A 15,889-nucleotide genomic window follows, 5' to 3' on the forward strand; every position below is an offset into this window, starting at 1 on the left:
GCTCACCAGCGCACCGGCGGCAAGCGCGAATCTGCCCGCGCGCCGCGCGATCCGGGTGGGCCTGTCCACCGCCTCGGTCTACCCGGAGAACACCGAGGCGGCGTTCCGCTACGCCGCCGAGCTGGGCTACGACGGCGTCGAGCTGATGGTGTGGGCCGAGACGGCCAGCCAGTCCGTCACGACCGTGCGGAGCTACGCACGCCGCTACGGCGTGCCGGTGCTGGCGGTGCACGCGCCGTGCCTGCTGATCTCGCAGCGAGTGTGGGGCGCGGACCCGGTCGCCAAGCTGGAGCGCAGCGTGCACACCGCGGAGGCGCTCGGCGCCGATACCGTCGTGGTGCATCCGCCGTTCCGCTGGCAGCGCCGCTATGCCGAGGGGTTCGCCGAGCAGGTGGCCGCGCTCGAGGAGGCGAGCGAGGTGGTCGTGGCGGTGGAGAACATGTTCCCGATGCGTGCCGACACGCTGTTCGGTCGCGGGGAGAAGGCCGCCCAGCGGCTGGCCCGCCGGGGCGGACCCGGCTGGGGGCTGACCGCGTTCAGTCCCTCCTACGACCCCACCGACACCGGTTTCGAGCACTACACGCTGGATCTGTCGCACACCGCCACCGCGGGCGCCGACGCGCTGGCGCTGGCCGCGCGGATGGGCCCGAACCTGGCGCACCTGCACCTGGCCGACGGCCGGGGCGCCGCCCACGATGAGCACCTGGTCCCCGGTGAGGGCTCCCAGCCGTGCACGCAGGTGTGCGCGCAGCTGGTGGCGGCGGGTTTCTCCGGGCACGCGGTCGCCGAGATCAACACCCAGAACGCGCGCGGGGCCTCCGCTCGCGCGGCCATGCTGGGCCGCACGCTCGCCTTCGCTCGCGAGCACCTCAACCGGTTGCCCGCGCCGAGCCCGTCCTCGGCCCGTGCCGGATCCACCTGACCGACCGGCTATTTCGGACACCCCCGACGCGATGTCTCGTATCTCGGTCCGCTAGCGTCCTTGTACGCTGTACGAACCCCCTGCGATCCCGGGGCCGGACCGCCGGGAGTGGACGAAGGAGTGCTCATGACCACGGACGTGTCCGAAAGCGCGGCGACCGCTGGCGCCGGACGACAGGCCGCGCTCGATGCGCCGTTCGGCGAAGTCTGCGCGGTGCGGCGGATCGACGACGGTGCCCTCGGGTCGGCTGCCGGCGACGACACGGCCCGCTATCGCGGTGTCATCGCCGATACCTGGACCGTCGGCCCCAAGGTGCACGGCGGCACCATGGTCGCGGGCAGCGCCGCCGCGGCGACCGCATGGCTGCGCGCGAGCGAACCCGAGCGGGCGGACATGGCCCCGATCGCCGCGAGCTCGGACTTCCTCGGCGCTCCCGAACCGGGCGAAGTGGACTACGAGGTACGCACCCGCAAGGTGGGCCGCCAGATCTGCCTGGTCGACGTGACCCTCATCCAAGACGGCAAGCCCCGGGTGCGCAGTGCGTTCACCTTCGGGCACCTCGACGACGCCGAGCCGATCTTCGCCCACGATCACGACGACATGCCCGCCGAGCCGTCCCCGGACGCGGTCGGCTACGCCGACACCCCGATGGGCAAGATCGTCAACGTCTCCGTGGGCGCCGACCTCGCGATGGACCGGGGATGGGCGCCGTTCCTCGACGGCGAGCAGGGCCTGCCCCGGCTGCGGCTGTGGATCCGCCCGTTCGACGGCGATCAGCGCGACCCCGAGGTCGCGGCGTACTTCGCCATGATGACCGCCGACATCAGCCCGCCGGTGCCGATGAACCTCGGCCGTTTCGGCTGGGCGCCGACCGTGCAGATGACGACCTACCTGCGCCGCAGGCCCGCCCCGGGCTGGTTGCGCGTCATCGCCACCACGCACGAAGTGGGCGGGCGGATGTTCGACTGCGATCAGCTCGTGCTCGACAGCACCGGTGCGGTGGTCGCCCAGAGCAGGCAACTCGCCCTGCTGCCGCAGCGCTGACTCGCTCTGCCGTCGCGGCTGACTCGCTCCGCTGTCGCGGCTGACTCGCTCTGCTGTCGCGGCTGACTCGCCGCGACCGGCGTTCCCCGCCGCGGCTAGCCTTGACAGCCATGACGAGAATTGCGGTGATCGGTGGTGGCCGGATCGGGGAGGCGTTGATCGCCGGACTGCTCGAATCCGGCCGGTTGGGCAAGGATCTGGTGGTCGTCGAGACCCATGCCGACCGGGCCGAGCTGATCGCAGGCCGGTTCGGGGTGCGGGTGACCGGCGAGATCGCCGACGGGGCCGTCGGGGCCGATCTGCTGGTGGTCGCGGTCAAGCCGGGGGATGTGGACGGCGTGCTCGTTGCCCTCGGCAAGGCCGAGCTGAACGTGGGCGGTCGCGATCAGGTGCTGGTGTCGCTGGCCGCGGGCGTGCCGACCGCGCGCCTGGAGGCCAAGATGCCCGCGGGCTTCCCCGTCGTGCGGGTCATGGCGAACACCCCGATGCTGGTCGGGCAGGGGATGAGCGTGCTCGCGCCCGGCCGCTACGCCAAGCCCGAGCAACTCGAGCTGGTCGCCGATGTGCTCTCCAGTGTGGGCAAGGTGGTCACCGTGCCCGAAACCCAGATGGACGCGGTGACCGCGGTGTCCGGGTCGGGTCCGGCCTATTTCTTCCTGGTCGTGGAGGCGATGGTGGACGCCGCCGTCGGGCTCGGGCTCACCCGTGAGGTCGCCACCCAGCTGGTCGTGCAGACGATGGTCGGCTCGGCCGCGCTGCTCGACGAGGCCGAGCAGAGCGCGGTGGACCTGCGCGCCGCGGTCACCTCGCCCGCCGGGACCACTGCCGCCGCCCTTCGCGAACTCGAGCGAGCGGGAGTACGCTCGGCATTCCTGGAGGCGTTGCACGCGGCCAAACAACGTTCGGTCGAACAGGGCGCCTCGTCGGAGTAGAGATCAGGTCGCCGTGGCAGGGTCGCCGTCGCGGGATTGTCGCGATGGCATTCGTTGTGACGGCGGCGGTCGATGTGACGGTGGCGAGGTGACGGTTGCGTTGTAGCGGTGGCGTCGTGGCTTCGTCGTAACGTCGTAGTCATGAATCCGGCGTAAAGGGCGTATTTCTCACACCCGTCGCAGTAATCCCACTGGTCCCGCTAAGCTTCAAGGAGCACGTGCGTGTCTGTTCCGCCGGTGGGGAAGCCGGCGGCGCGGACGTGCCGGAGGTCGATGGTGCAATGATGTCTGACAAGATGTCTGGAAACAGTTCGGGATCGTCACCTGGAACGCCGGGCTCGACCGGCGGTCGTGGTGGTTCCCGTGCACAGAGCGGTCCCGGCGCGCCGGGGCAGTCCGTACTCGGCGGTGGAACGCAATTCCTCACCGTCGCCGAGGTGGCGAATCTGATGCGGGTCTCGAAGATGACGGTCTACCGATTGGTGCATTCGGGCGAGTTGCCCGCGGTGCGGGTCGGCCGGTCCTTCCGCGTCCATGCCAAAGCCGTCCACGACTACTTGGAGACGTCCTACTTCGACGCCGGTTGATCGACCATCCCCCCGGTCGGGCGCGAGCCGGGCGACCGGTAGGATGAATCCTCGGTTCGTGTCCGCCTGCCTGCGGCGCCAGTTCGTGGTGTCCGGTGGCCGCCGGCGGCCCGGACGCCGAAACAAGCTAGGCGTACGCCACGGCGTGCGCGCCGAGTAGAGAGAACGCGAGGACACCCTATGGGTTCTGTGATCAAGAAGCGCCGCAAGCGCATGTCGAAGAAGAAGCACCGCAAGCTGCTTCGCCGCACGCGTGTTCAGCGGCGCAAACTCGGCAAGTGAGCCTGCGCGATCAGCTCGAGGCGAGGCCCGTCACCTTCTCGGTGGCGGGCCTCGCTTTTTGAAATAATTCGGTTTGAAACCGGACGGTGTTTCTGGTGACTGAAGTCATTGTTAGGACCTGGTTAATACTCTCGGCAGCGGTGGTGTAGCGCCGCTACGCTTGACTCGAATACCGGTACGGGGGCCTGGCAGGTGGGATTCGGCGCGATGGGTTCTGACGTGAGAGAAGGGCACACTCCCAAGGTGGTGCTGGTCACCGGCGCCGGCCGATTCTTCGGCGGCAATGTCGTGGCCGAACTCGCCCAGGACCCGGCGATCGAACGTATCATCGCGGTGGACACCGTGACGCCGAGCCGGGAGTTCCAGCGCCGAATGGGGCACGCGGAATTCGTGCGCGCCGATATCCGCAATCCACTGATCCGCAAGGTGATCGGAGGAAACGAGGTGGACACTGTGGTGCATACCGCGGTGCTGTCCCGTCCGCCGTCGCCGGGTGGTCGCGCGGTGATGAAAGATCTGAACGTTCTCGGCGCGATGCAGTTGTTCGCGGTGTGTCAGAAAACTCCGTCCATTCGCCGGGTGGTCGTCCGCTCGAGTTCGGCGGTGTACGGCTGCAGTCCCAAGGACCCGGCGAAATTCACCGAGGAAATGAGCGCGCGAAAGCCACCGAGCGGTTGGTTCGCCCGCGATTGCATCGAAATCGAAGGTTTCGTCCGGAGTATGGCGCGCCGCCGTCCGGATATCGCCACCGCGATCCTGCGGCTGGCCCCCACCGTCGGGCCGCGATTGGCTCGCCGGGGTGTGCAATACCTGCGCTGGCCGCTCACGCCCACGGTGTTCGGGCGTGACGCGCGCATACAGTTGCTGCACGAGCAGGACGCGGTCGCGGCCTTGGCGCACGCGGCGCGCACCGCGCGCAGCGGCACCTTCAATGTGGCGGGTGACGGCGCGCTGACTCTGTCCCAGGCGGTTCGGCGGGCCGGTAGGCTGGAACTGCCGTTGCCGTTCGCACTGTTCCGTACCGCGGGACGGGCGCTGATGGAGAACGTGATGCGTGACTTCAGCGCCGAGCAACTCGACTATTTCCATTTCGGATGTGGTCTGGACACGACCCGCATGCGCGCCGAGCTTCGGTTCGAGCCGCGGTGGACGACGGTTCAGGCGTTCGACGACTTCATAGGGGGCGCAGCGTTGCGACCCGTCATCGATTCCCGGTGGATCGATGCCGCAGAAAAGAGACTGCTCGGCCTCGTCGGGGCCGGTACGGGAGCACATACATGAACGACGTCGCGAAGATCATCCACCTGCGTGAAGCGACCATGGAGGCCAAGTCGCGTCCGCCCACCCGTCGCTGGCCGGAACTGCCGGCCGGGACCGTCTCCGGCGGGGTGACTTCGCTGACCGACCGGCTGACCGCCGCCGAGCCTCCGCAGCCGCAATCACTGAGCGAGCTGATTCGCGACGGGCTGACCAAGCGGATCAGCGGCGCCGCCGAATTCGCCCGGCGCCGGGTGGCGGGGGATTATCAGGTCGACGAATTCGGTTTCGACGCCGATCTGCTCGAGAACGTCATCCTGCCCACCCTGCGCCCGTTGTCGGATCACTGGTTCCGGGTGCAGGTCGAAGGCATCGGCAATATCCCCACGACCGGCGGCGCGCTCATCGTCGCCAACCACGCGGGCACCATTCCGGTGGACGGGCTGATGCTGCAGCTGGCGGTGCACGACAATCATCCGGCCCAGCGGGCCCTGCGACTGCTCGCCGCCGATCTGGTCTTCGAGACACCGGTGCTCGGCATGCTGGCGCGCAAGGCGGGCCACACGCTGGCCTGCCGGGAGGACGCCGAACGGCTGCTGCGCTCCGGTGAGCTCACCGGAGTGTTCCCCGAGGGCTTCAAGGGCGTGGGCAAGGGCTACGCCGACAGGTACAAGCTGCAGCGGTTCGGCCGCGGCGGTTTCGTGGCGGCCGCGGTGCGCACCGGCGTGCCGATCATCCCGTGTTCGATCGTGGGCTCGGAGGAGATCTATCCGAAGCTGGCCGATCTCAAGCCGCTGGCGCGCCTGCTCGGCCTGCCGTACTTCCCGGTGACCCCGACCTTCCCGCTGCTCGGTCCGCTGGGCGTGGTCCCGCTGCCGTCGAAGTGGTACATCGAGTTCGGCGAGCCGATCCCGACCACCGGCTACGACCCCTCCGATGCCGAGGACCCGATGACCATGTTCGAGGTCACCGACCAGGTCCGCGAGACCATCCAGCACACCATCTACAAGCTGCTGACCAAGCGGCGCAACCCGTTCACGGGTTAGCGGTCGGCCACGGGCCGTCCCGTCACACGTGCTCGCGGCGGCGGGTGATCGCCGCCGCCACCGCGCCACCGGCGACGCCGAGTGCCAGCGCGGTGGGCACGCCGATCTTGGCGGCCTTGCGCCCGGTCCGGAAATCGCGGATCTCCCAGCCCCGGTTCTTGGCGACCTCGCGCAGGTCGGCATCGGGATTGATGGCGACCGCGGTGCCGACCAGCGAGAGCATCGGCACGTCGTTGTGGCTGTCGGAATAGGCCGCGCAGCGCTTGAGGTTCAGCCCCTCCCGGATCGCCAGCGCGCGCACCGCGTGCGCCTTGCCCAGCCCGTGCAGGATGTCGCCGACCAGGCGTCCGGTGAATGTGCCGTCCACGCTCTCGGCGACCGTGCCCAGCGCGCCGGTCAGGCCGAGGCGCTTGGCGATCACCTGCGCCAGCTCCACCGGCGTCGCGGTCACCAGCCAGACCTGCTGACCGGCGTCGAGATGCATCTGTGCCAACGCCCTGGTGCCGGGCCAGATCTTGTCGGCGATGATCTCGTCGTAGATCTCCTCGCCGAGGGCGGCCAGTTCGGCGGTGGAGCGACCGGCGATGAACGCCAGGGCCTTCTCCTTGCCCGAGGCCATGTCGGTGCTGTTCTCCTTGCCGGTGACCCGGAACTTCACCTGCTTCCAGGCGACACCGACCAGGTCGGAGGTCTTGAAGTACTTGCGCGCGGCCAGGCCCCGGGCGAAATGCACGATCGAAGCGCCCTGCACCATCGTGTTGTCCACGTCGAAGAACGCCGCGGCGGTCAGATCGCGCGGCACCTCGGGACGGTGGCCGCTCTCGGCGAGCTCGGATTCGTGCAGCGACAGCGCCGCGTCCGCACTGGCCTCGCCGGCGACATTGGCCCGCAGCTCCTCTTCGCTCGGCCCGAACGGGCTGCGCGAGATGCGCGCGAGCTGCTCCTGCAGGTTCTGACCGAGCGGGCCCAGACTCCACCGCACCGGCAGCTCGCCGAACCGGCCCGCGACGAAACCCGTCCTGCCCACCTTCGATCGTTCCGGCACCACAACCTCCGCCCGTTCGCGCGAACCCTGTCCACACTAGTGTCGAACACTCGCCGCCCACGATTTAATAGCCGCCATGACAGATTCCATGGAAAACGGCGCGCAACGCGACGGAACGAGTTCGGCTCACACTGTGACATTGCTGACTCGGGCCGGCTGTCATATGTGTGTCACCGCACTTGCGCAACTGCGTGAGATCTGCGCAGATTTCGATATCGAACCGTCGACCGTGGACGTCGACGAAGTCGCCGCGACCGACCCCGAACTGCGCGCCGAGTACGGTGACCGGCTGCCGGTCGTGCTGCTCGACGGGCGTGAGCACAGTTATTTCGATGTCGACGAGCCGCGCCTGCGCGCCGATCTGGGCCGCTGAGGAGCCACGATCGTAGTCCGATTTCGCCGCCGTGCTGGTCGCGCCGGAAAATGAGGCCAATTTCACCGACTTTGTGCATGGCTTCACAAGCGGTTACGGTGGTGGCACGCGACCCGCATGCCGAGGCTGCGGAGCCGCCGCGAAATCCGACAGAAATCGACCAGGGTACCGGCGTTCGCCCGGACCGGAGGTCGAATGACGAACCGGGCCTGTGCGCAGGTTCGGCAGGCAGGAGCCGACGACGTGACAGAGCAGCACGAGACGCCTGGTGGCGTCTCCGGCGAAACTCTGCGCGCCGTGCAGAAGGACATTCCACAGGCGACCGTCGCCCGGCTGGCCGCGTATCTGCGGGTGCTGGCGATGCTCGCCGACGATGGTGTGCCCATCGTATCGAGTGAGGAACTGGCTGTCGCGGCGGGTGTCAATTCGGCCAAGCTGCGCAAGGATCTGTCGTTCCTCGGCCCCAACGGTGTTCGGGGTGTCGGCTATGACGTGGCGAAGCTGCGGGCCAGGATCGAGGACGTGCTCGGTCTGTCCGAAGGACATCGCGTGGTGCTGGTCGGTGCGGGCAATCTCGGCCGCGCCCTGGTCGGCTACGGCGGCTTCCGCAGGCGCGGATTCACCGTCGTCGGCATCTTCGACAACGATCCCGAGATGATCGGCCTGCCGGTGGCCGGACTCGAGGTCCGCGACGTGGCGGATCTGGCCGAGGCGGTCGCCGAACTGCGCCCGACCATCGCGGTGCTCGCGGTCCCCGAAGACGCAGCCCAGCAGGCCTGCGACCAGCTGGTCGCCGCCGGGTTGCAGTCGATCCTGAGCTTCGCCGCGCTCGGCCTGCAGGCCCCCGCCTCCGTCGAGGTGCGCCGGGTGGATCTGGCCGTCGAGATGCAGTTGCTGTCGTTCGAGCGGGCACGCAACGCCGAGAACGACAACGATGCGCTCGCTGTACTGCCCGAAGCCGCGGCCGCCTCCGGCCGGGCCGCGCGCAGCCCCGCCTCCGCCGCTCGCGCGGCGACCGTTCCCGCCGCCATCACGCGCTCGGCGGGCCCTCGAGCAACCTCGCATCAGGCAATGGAGCCAACCAGCAAGGGATCGGTGGTCACACCATGAGCGTTCTTCTCGTCGGGGTCTCGCATCGCAGCGCGCCCGTATCGGTACTCGAGAAGGTGGCGATCACCGACGCCGACCGGCCCAAGCTGATCGACACCATGCTGGCCTCCAGCCACATCTCCGAAGCCATGATCGTCTCGACCTGCAATCGCGTCGAGGTGTACGCGGTAGTCGACGCCTTCCACGGCGGCTTGGCCGAGGTCGGCGAACTGCTCGCCGAGCATTCCGGTCTGCCGATGGCGGAGCTGACCAGGCACGCCTACGTCCGCTACAGCGAGGCCGCCGCCGAGCACCTGTTCGCGGTGGCCAGCGGCCTGGACTCGATGGTGATCGGCGAACAGCAGGTGCTCAGCCAGATTCGCGGCGCCTACGCCACCGCCGACGACCGGCAGGCCGTCGGGCGCACCCTGCACGAACTGGCCCAGCACTCGCTGCGGGTCGGTAAGCGCGTGCACGCCGAGACCGGCATCGACCGCGCGGGCGCGTCGGTGGTCTCGGTGGCGCTGGACCGCTCCAAGCAGGTGCTCGGTGACCTGGCGGGCAAGACCGCCGTGGTGGTCGGCGCGGGCGCGATGGGCGGACTGTCGGTCGCGCACCTGGCCCGCGGCGGCATCGGCCGCATCATCGTGGTCAACCGCACCATCGAGCGGGCTCGCAGACTGGCCGAGACCGCCGCCTCGCACGGGGTGGAGGCCGCCGCGCTGGAACTGTCCCGGCTGCCCGAGGCGATGTCCGGCGCCGACGTGGTGCTCTCCTGTACCGGCGCGGTCGGCGCGGTGGTGACGCTGGCCGACACCCATCGCGCGCTCGCCGATCGCGATCGCGCCGAGTTCCCGGTCGGCGAACGTCCGCTGGTGTTCTGCGATCTCGGTCTGCCGCGCGATGTGGAACCGGCCGTGGCCGGACTGCCCGGCGTCGCCGTCATCGACATCGAGTCGCTGCAACGCGATCCGGCCGCGGGCGCCGCGGCCGACGACACCGCCGCCGCGCGCTCGATCGTCGCCGAGGAACTGGCCAAGTACCTGGCCGGACAGCGGATGGCCGAGGTCACTCCCACTGTCGCGGCGCTGCGTCAGCGCGCCGCCGAGGTGGTCGAGGCCGAACTGCTCCGCCTGGATTCGCGACTGCCCGCCCTGGCCGAACCGGAACGCGACGAGGTCGCGCGCACGGTGCGCAGGGTGGTGGACAAGCTGCTGCACGCGCCGACGGTGCGGGTCAAGCAACTGGCGTCCACGCCGGGGGGCGACAGCTACGCCGAGGCGCTGCGCGAGCTCTTCGAGCTCAAGCCGGGCGCGGCGCAGGCGGTGGCCGCGCCGATGGAGATCAGCACGATCGGCAACGACGGCAGCGCCGGCTTGGCCGACGACTTCACGCCCGGGCACACCCTGGGCCTCGAGCAGTACCTCGGTGAGGAGGAAACCCCGGCATGACCGTCGCGCAGGAAGAGGGCAATGTGACCGCGGTGGGGACGGGTGCCCCGCTACGCATCGGCACCCGCGGCAGTCTGCTCGCGATGACCCAGGCGGGCACCGTGCGTGACGCCCTGGTCGCCGCGGGTCACCCGGCCGAACTGGTGGTGGTCAAGACGCCCGGCGACATGTCCTCCGATCCGGTGGCGAAGATCGGCGTCGGGGTGTTCACCTCGGCGCTGCGCGACGAGCTCCTGGCCGGCTCCATCGACGTGGCGGTGCACTCCTACAAGGATCTGCCGACCGCGCCCGATCCGCGATTCGTCATCGCCGCGATCCCGCCGAGAGAGGACCCGCGCGACGCCCTGGTAGCGCGTGACGGTCTGGTCCTGGGCGAGCTACCCGCCGGTTCCACGGTGGGCACCTCCGCCCCGCGGCGTATGGCACAGTTGCGCGCGCTCGGGCTCGGTCTGGAGGTCGTGCCCCTGCGCGGCAACGTCGAGAGACGGCTGGGCATGGTGAGCTCCGGCGAGCTCGACGCCGTGGTGATCGCCCGCGCCGGCCTGGCGCGCATCGGTCGCACCGAGGTGGTGACCGAGGCGCTCGAACCCGTGCAGATGCTTCCGGCCCCAGCGCAAGGGGCGCTGGCGGTCGAGTGTCGTAGCGAGGACACCGCGCTCGCCGAGGCGCTGGCCGGGCTCGACGACGCGGCGACCAGAGCCGCGGTGGCGGCCGAACGCGCGCTGCTGGCCGAACTGGAAGCCGGATGCACCGCGCCGGTAGGGGCGCTGGCCGAGGTCGTCGAATCGCTCGACGACGACGGCAGGATCGTCGAGGAGCTGTCGCTGCGCGGATGCGCCGCGGCGATCGACGGCTCGGAGGTGCTGCGCGCCTCGGTGGTCGGCGACCCGACTCGGGCGGCCGAACTCGGCCGCGCGCTGGCCCGCGAACTGCTGGAACTCGGCGCGCGCGACCTGCTCGCCGACGCGAGCCCGCCAGACACAGACTTCAGCAATCCCAGTCCGATGGAGAACCCTCAATGAGCCGAGCCACCAAGAAGCACCCCGGTCGGATCCTGTTCGTCGGGTCGGGACCCGGCGACCCGGCGCTGCTCACCGTGCGTGCGCGCGAGGTGCTCGGCAGGGCGACGCTGGCCTTCACCGATCCCGATGTGGACAAGGGCGTGCTCGCGCTGATCGGCGTCCAGGTCGAGGAGAACGCGGACGGCACCCGCCCGGTGGACGTTCGTCCGGCCCTCGGCGAGCCCGCCGAGGTCGCCAAGACCCTCATCGCCGAGGCCCGTAACGGTCACGATGTGGTGCGCGTCGTCGCCGGTGACCCGCTGACCACCGATTCGGTGATCACCGAGGTCACCACGGTGACTCGTTCGCACATGGTCTTCGAGGTGCTGCCCGGCCTGCCCAACGGCTCGGCAGTGCCCAGCTACGCGGGCATCGCGCTCGGCTCCGGCCACACCGAGGCCGACGTGCGCGGTGAGGTCGACTGGGCGGCGCTGGCCGCCGCGCCCGGCCCGCTGGTGCTGCACGCCACCTCCGGTCACCTGGCCGAGACGGCGAGCGCGCTGGTGGAGCACGGCATGGCCTCGCAGACCCCGGTCGCGGTGACCGTGCGCGGCACCACCCGTCAGCAGCGCACCATCGAGGCGACCCTGGCCACGCTCAACAGCGCGGCCTCGGAGTTGGTCGGCCCGCTGGTGGTGACCATCGGCAAGGCGGTCTCCAGCCGCTCGAAGATGTCGTGGTGGGAATCGCGCGCGCTCTACGGCTGGACCGTGCTGGTGCCGCGCACCAAGGACCAGGCCGCCGAGATGAGCGAGCGGCTGGTGACCCACGGCGCCATCCCGATGGAGGTGCCGACCATCGCCGTCGAGCCGCCGCGCAGCCCCGCGCAGATGGAGCGGGCGGTCAAGGGCCTGGTCGACGGCCGATACCAGTGGGTGGTCTTCACCTCCACCAACGCGGTGCGCGCGGTGTGGGAGAAGTTCGCCGAATTCGGTCTGGACGCCCGCGCGTTCTCCGGCGTGAAGATCGCCTGCGTGGGCGAGGCCACCGCCGAGAAGGTGCGCTCCTTCGGCATCAACCCGGAGCTGGTGCCCTCGGGCGAACAGTCCTCCGAGGGTTTGCTGGCGGACTTCCCGCCCTACGACGACGTGTTCGATCCGGTGAACCGGGTGCTGCTGCCGCGTGCCGACATCGCCACCGAGACCCTGGCCGAAGGTCTGCGCGACCGCGGCTGGGAGATCGACGACGTGACCGCCTACCGCACGGTGCGCGCCTCCCCGCCGCCCGCGGAGACCCGCGAGATGATCAAGACCGGCGGTTTCGACGCGGTCCTGTTCACCTCGTCCTCCACGGTGCGCAATCTGGTCGGCATCGCGGGCAAGCCGCACGCCCGCACCATCGTCGCCTGCATCGGCCCGAAGACCGCCGAGACCGCTGTCGAGTTCGGCCTGCGCGTGGACGTGCAGCCCGAGGTCGCCCAGGTCGGTCCGCTGGTGGAGGCGCTCGCCGAGCACGCCGCCCGCCTGCGCGCCGAGGGTTTGCTGCCCCCGCCGCGCAAGAAGAGCCGCCGCAGCCGATAGGTCGCAGGCAGAGCCGACAGGCCGTCGGATGGGGCGGGCGAGTGATCGCCCGCCCCATCCGGTTTTCGGCGGCGGTGGACTCAGCGGCTGTAGCGCAGCAGCGTGCGCACCAGACGGCAGGTCCGATCCGACGGCGGGCGGATGCCCACGGATTCGGCGGTGCGCCGGATCTTCTCGTTGCTGGCCTGGGCGGGGTAGTGGACGCCCGAGTCGAGCAGGGCGATGGACAGGCGCATGGCCTTGAGCCTGCGGTTGTGGGTGATGTACCAGGAACGCGGCCGTCCGGCGGGCAGCGGTTGCTTCTCCAGCGGCCGGTACGGCGTGATGGCCCGGGACTGTGTCTGCCTGCCGGCTCCGGCGGTTGCGGTGGTGGGCACCTGCATCCTCCCCTCACGATCGGGAACCCGGCGGATTCCCTCGAACACATCTTCGATTGTACCCGTGGGCACCGACAGAAATCGGCTGGCCACAAGGGATTTCGCTCCTCGGTGAGTGGAGCGGAAACGGCCGCTCGAACCGGGCCCGCAGCGCAGGCGTATCGTGCGATCCATGACCGGAACGGACCGCCCCCGACGGTTGCGCCGCACCCCCGCGCTGCGTCGTCTCGTGGCCGAGACCACCCTGGAGCCACGGCAATTGGTGTTGCCGATGTTCGTGGCCGACGGACTCGACGAACCGCGCGAGATCGGCTCCATGCCGGGCGTGCAACAACATTCGATGGATTCGCTGCGCAAGGCCGCCGTCGAGGCGGTCGCCGCGGGCGTCGGCGGGCTGATGCTTTTCGGCGTCCCGCTGGCCGAGGACAAGGACGCCGCGGGCAGTCAGGCCAGTGACCCCGACGGCATCCTCAACCGGGGGCTGCGCGCGCTGGCCGAGGAGGTCGGCGACGCCACCGTCGTCATGGCCGACACCTGCCTCGACGAGTTCACCGACCACGGGCACTGCGGCGTGCTGAACGCTGCCTGCGAGGTCGACAACGACGCGACTCTGCACCGCTATGTGGACATGGCCATCGCGCAGGCCGAAGCAGGCGCGGATCTCCTCGGCACCAGCGGCATGATGGACGGTCAGGTCGGCGCGATCCGGCGCGGACTCGACGCGGTGGGCCGCTCCGACACCGGCATCCTGGCCTACGCCGCCAAGTACGCCTCGGCCTTCTACGGCCCGTTCCGCGAGGCCGTCTCGTCCTCGCTGGAAGGCGATCGCCGTAGCTACCAGCAGGACCCGGCCAACCGCCGCGAGTCCATGCGCGAGCTCGATCTGGATCTGGCCGAGGGCGCCGACATCGTCATGGTGAAACCGGCGATGGCCTACCTGGACATCCTGCGCGAGGTCGCCGACCGCGCCACGGTGCCGGTGGCCGCCTATCAGATCTCGGGGGAGTACTCGATGATCACCGCGGCCGCCGAACGCGGCTGGATCGATCGTGAGGCCGCCGTGCTCGAGTCGTTGACCAGCATCCGGCGGGCCGGGGCCGACATCGTCCTCACCTACTGGGCGACCGAGGCCGCGCACTGGTTGTCGTGACGCCGCCATCCCGCTCCGCCCCGCCCAGCGGTTTCCCGCACGGATCCGCGCCGCCGGGCACACTGCCGCCCCCGCCGCCCACTTCCTTTCCGGCGAAACCCGAACTCGCGCCGCCCGCACCGGAGAGTGTGCGCACTGCCGCCCAGTTGTGGTGGGCCGTGATCGCTCTCGGTGTCGTGCGGGTGATCGCCGGTGCGATCGACACCCTGGGCAATCGCGCGGAGTTCGAGCGCCGCCTCGTCGAGGACGCGCAGCAGCCGATGCCGGAGGCGGGCGCGCAACTGTACGTCTCGATGTATGTGGTGTTCCTCGTCATGGGCGGGCTGGTGCTGGCGGCCGCCGCGGCGGGTGCGGTGCACCTGTTCACCAAGGGACGTGTGTGGAGCCGCACGCTGTTGACGGTGGGCGGCACATGGTTCGTGCTCGCAGCGCTGGTCGCCCTGTTCACGCTGGGTGGTTCCGGCGGCGCGGTGGCTTTCGTGGCGGGTGCGGTGACCATCGTGCAGGGGGTGCTCGCCGGCGGCGCGCTGTACGGAAGTTACCGACCGGAGTCGAATGGGTACTTCTCCATAACCAACAAGTGAACCGGGGTTGGCAACCGCATCGAATTGGTCGCACTGAGCTGGACCTGTATCGTGAGGGTTGTCACAGGAGACATGGGAACCGGTGGTCGATGGTCATACGTTATCGGGCTTTGCGCGCTGACGGTGTCCGGAGACATCCGGGAGATCGGAGGCATCGATGCGCGTGGTGATCCAACAGCCGCAGGGCATTCGGAAAGACGTGATCGTTCTCAGCCTGCTGGTTCTGTTCGGACTGGTCACCGTGGCGCTGCTGCTGCTGCCCGGATTGGCCGGCTGACGGCAGCGCGAGGGGGCGGCGCGTGACCGAGAGGGATGCCGACGAGGTCCGCGACGAGCGGGTCGAGCCCGCTGAGGAGACCGTCCTGTTCTACGAACCGGGAGCGTGCTGGTGGACCGTGAGCTACGGCCCCATCGCCTGCGCGCTGATCCTCGTGGCCGAGATGGCGGCAGGCGCGACACCCCACTGGTTCGCCCTGACCTTCTGCGGCGCTCTGATCGCCGCTTTCGCGTCCGTGCAGGTGCTGGCCGCGCGCACGCACGTCAGCGTGCGACTCACCCCCTCGGCGCTGCACCAGGGTGCCGAGACCGTCCCGCTGTCGGCCATCCGCGAGGTACTGCCCGAAGACGGGGTGGGCCCGCTGGACGCGGCTTCGCTGCAAGGGGTTTCGTGGGATGACGCGGACTCCTGGACCGACGACGAATGGAAGTCGGCGAGAGCGCTGGGCGAGCTGAGCGGCGTGCCGCGCAGGCGCACCGGCATCGGGCTCCGGCTGCGCGAAGGGGGACTTGCGCAGGCGTGGGCCAAAGACCATCGGGGATTGCGGGCGGCGCTGACCGAGGCGCTGGCCGCGCGCGGCGGGTCCGCCGGCGCGAACCCGGCCGAGGGGAGCGGAGGGTGACCGTGCGACGAGGTCGAGGGTTCGCGGCGGTGGAAGTCGTCGTGGCGGTGCTGCTGGTGGCGGCCGCGGTGGCGAGCTGGCGCAACGGGGTGCTGGACACCGCGTTCGCGGCGCAAGGCGAACTCCCCGCCCATGATTCGGTGCGCTATGCGGGCCCGTGGCTCGTTCTCGCCGCCGCGCTGGTCGCGCTGGCCGGCGTGGCTCTCGTCGATGCTGTCGACCGGATCCTGCGGAGTCGTTCGCTTCGCTCCTGAGGCGATCGGCACGCCG

At 69.9% G+C, this 15,889-nt stretch carries 18 protein-coding genes; 16 read left to right on the forward strand and 2 right to left on the reverse strand.

The annotated features are described in order from the left end of the window. The first annotated feature begins 55 nt into the window (after nt 1-55). The 7 genes from NS3_RS19360 (at nt 56) to NS3_RS19385 (ending at nt 6,070) form a co-directional block, all read left to right on the forward strand. Complete coding sequence (locus tag NS3_RS19360) at nt 56-922, forward strand: sugar phosphate isomerase/epimerase family protein (RefSeq protein WP_067861832.1); 867 nt, start codon at nt 56-58, stop codon at nt 920-922. 126 nt (nt 923-1,048) lie between these two features. After that, nucleotides 1,049-1,966, forward strand: coding sequence for a thioesterase family protein (locus NS3_RS19365; protein ID WP_084495749.1), 918 nt, complete (start codon nt 1,049-1,051; stop codon nt 1,964-1,966). 110 nt (nt 1,967-2,076) lie between these two features. After that, on the forward strand, nt 2,077-2,898 hold the full coding sequence (proC, locus tag NS3_RS19370; RefSeq protein WP_067861664.1) for a pyrroline-5-carboxylate reductase: 822 nt from the start codon (nt 2,077-2,079) through the stop codon (nt 2,896-2,898). Nucleotides 2,899-3,194: 296 nt separating this feature from the next. Next, entirely contained in the window at nt 3,195-3,485 is a 291-nt protein-coding gene (locus NS3_RS30590; protein ID WP_373865322.1) for a helix-turn-helix domain-containing protein, read from the forward strand. 180 nt (nt 3,486-3,665) lie between these two features. Continuing rightward, the gene (locus NS3_RS28580) at nt 3,666-3,767 is read left to right on the forward strand and encodes a 30S ribosomal protein bS22 (protein WP_003402602.1); all 102 of its coding nucleotides are present in this window, start codon (nt 3,666-3,668) and stop codon (nt 3,765-3,767) included. A gap of 207 nt (nt 3,768-3,974) precedes the next feature. Then, nucleotides 3,975-5,048, forward strand: coding sequence for an NAD-dependent epimerase/dehydratase family protein (locus NS3_RS19380; RefSeq protein WP_067861838.1), 1,074 nt, complete (start codon nt 3,975-3,977; stop codon nt 5,046-5,048). Then, nucleotides 5,045-6,070: a lysophospholipid acyltransferase family protein gene (locus tag NS3_RS19385; RefSeq protein WP_067861666.1), complete on the forward strand. Its 1,026-nt coding sequence runs from the start codon at nt 5,045-5,047 to the stop codon at nt 6,068-6,070. Before NS3_RS19380 ends, NS3_RS19385 begins: the two co-directional genes overlap by 4 nt. 22 nt (nt 6,071-6,092) lie before the next feature. Here NS3_RS19385 and NS3_RS19390 read toward each other — a convergent pair whose 3' ends face one another. Further along, nucleotides 6,093-7,115: an HAD family hydrolase gene (locus NS3_RS19390; RefSeq protein WP_373865323.1), complete on the reverse strand. Its 1,023-nt coding sequence runs from the start codon at nt 7,113-7,115 to the stop codon at nt 6,093-6,095. A gap of 88 nt (nt 7,116-7,203) precedes the next feature. Here NS3_RS19390 and NS3_RS19395 point away from each other — a divergent pair, with 88 nt between their 5' ends. From NS3_RS19395 to NS3_RS19415, 5 genes are all read left to right on the forward strand, one after another. Continuing rightward, a complete protein-coding gene (locus NS3_RS19395) occupies nt 7,204-7,488 on the forward strand; it encodes a glutaredoxin family protein (protein ID WP_084495751.1) in 285 nt (94 codons plus the stop codon). A gap of 243 nt (nt 7,489-7,731) precedes the next feature. Then, nucleotides 7,732-8,598 carry a redox-sensing transcriptional repressor Rex gene (locus NS3_RS19400; protein WP_067861844.1) on the forward strand — a complete coding sequence of 289 codons (867 nt, stop codon included), beginning with the start codon at nt 7,732-7,734 and terminating at the stop codon, nt 8,596-8,598. Continuing rightward, entirely contained in the window at nt 8,595-10,028 is a 1,434-nt protein-coding gene (locus NS3_RS19405; protein ID WP_067861672.1) for a glutamyl-tRNA reductase, read from the forward strand. The genes NS3_RS19400 and NS3_RS19405 overlap by 4 nt, the downstream gene beginning before the upstream one ends. Further along, nucleotides 10,025-11,050, forward strand: coding sequence for a hydroxymethylbilane synthase (gene hemC / locus NS3_RS19410; protein WP_067861676.1), 1,026 nt, complete (start codon nt 10,025-10,027; stop codon nt 11,048-11,050). The genes NS3_RS19405 and hemC overlap by 4 nt, the downstream gene beginning before the upstream one ends. After that, the gene (locus tag NS3_RS19415) at nt 11,047-12,609 is read left to right on the forward strand and encodes a bifunctional uroporphyrinogen-III C-methyltransferase/uroporphyrinogen-III synthase (RefSeq protein ID WP_067861679.1); all 1,563 of its coding nucleotides are present in this window, start codon (nt 11,047-11,049) and stop codon (nt 12,607-12,609) included. Before hemC ends, NS3_RS19415 begins: the two co-directional genes overlap by 4 nt. 80 nt (nt 12,610-12,689) lie before the next feature. Here the strand turns inward: NS3_RS19415 and NS3_RS19420 are convergent, their stop codons facing one another. Further along, nucleotides 12,690-12,986 (reverse strand): hypothetical protein, encoded by a 297-nt coding sequence (locus NS3_RS19420; protein ID WP_067861847.1) that lies wholly within the window; start codon nt 12,984-12,986, stop codon nt 12,690-12,692. 172 nt (nt 12,987-13,158) lie between these two features. Between NS3_RS19420 and hemB the strand changes: the two genes are divergently transcribed. From hemB to NS3_RS19440, 4 genes are all read left to right on the forward strand, one after another. Next, nucleotides 13,159-14,136: a porphobilinogen synthase gene (hemB, locus tag NS3_RS19425; protein WP_067861682.1), complete on the forward strand. Its 978-nt coding sequence runs from the start codon at nt 13,159-13,161 to the stop codon at nt 14,134-14,136. Next, nucleotides 14,133-14,720: a hypothetical protein gene (locus NS3_RS19430; protein ID WP_157101424.1), complete on the forward strand. Its 588-nt coding sequence runs from the start codon at nt 14,133-14,135 to the stop codon at nt 14,718-14,720. Before hemB ends, NS3_RS19430 begins: the two co-directional genes overlap by 4 nt. Before the next feature lie 299 nt (nt 14,721-15,019). Further along, nucleotides 15,020-15,619 (forward strand): transport-regulating membrane protein Mce1N, encoded by a 600-nt coding sequence (mce1N, locus tag NS3_RS19435; RefSeq protein WP_067861689.1) that lies wholly within the window; start codon nt 15,020-15,022, stop codon nt 15,617-15,619. Then, nucleotides 15,616-15,873 (forward strand): hypothetical protein, encoded by a 258-nt coding sequence (locus NS3_RS19440; RefSeq protein ID WP_157101425.1) that lies wholly within the window; start codon nt 15,616-15,618, stop codon nt 15,871-15,873. Before mce1N ends, NS3_RS19440 begins: the two co-directional genes overlap by 4 nt. Nucleotides 15,874-15,889 lie beyond the last annotated feature (16 nt).

The sequence above is a fragment of the Nocardia shimofusensis NBRC 100134 genome, from assembly GCF_001613125.1.
GTDB lineage: Bacteria > Actinomycetota > Actinomycetes > Mycobacteriales > Mycobacteriaceae > Nocardia > Nocardia shimofusensis.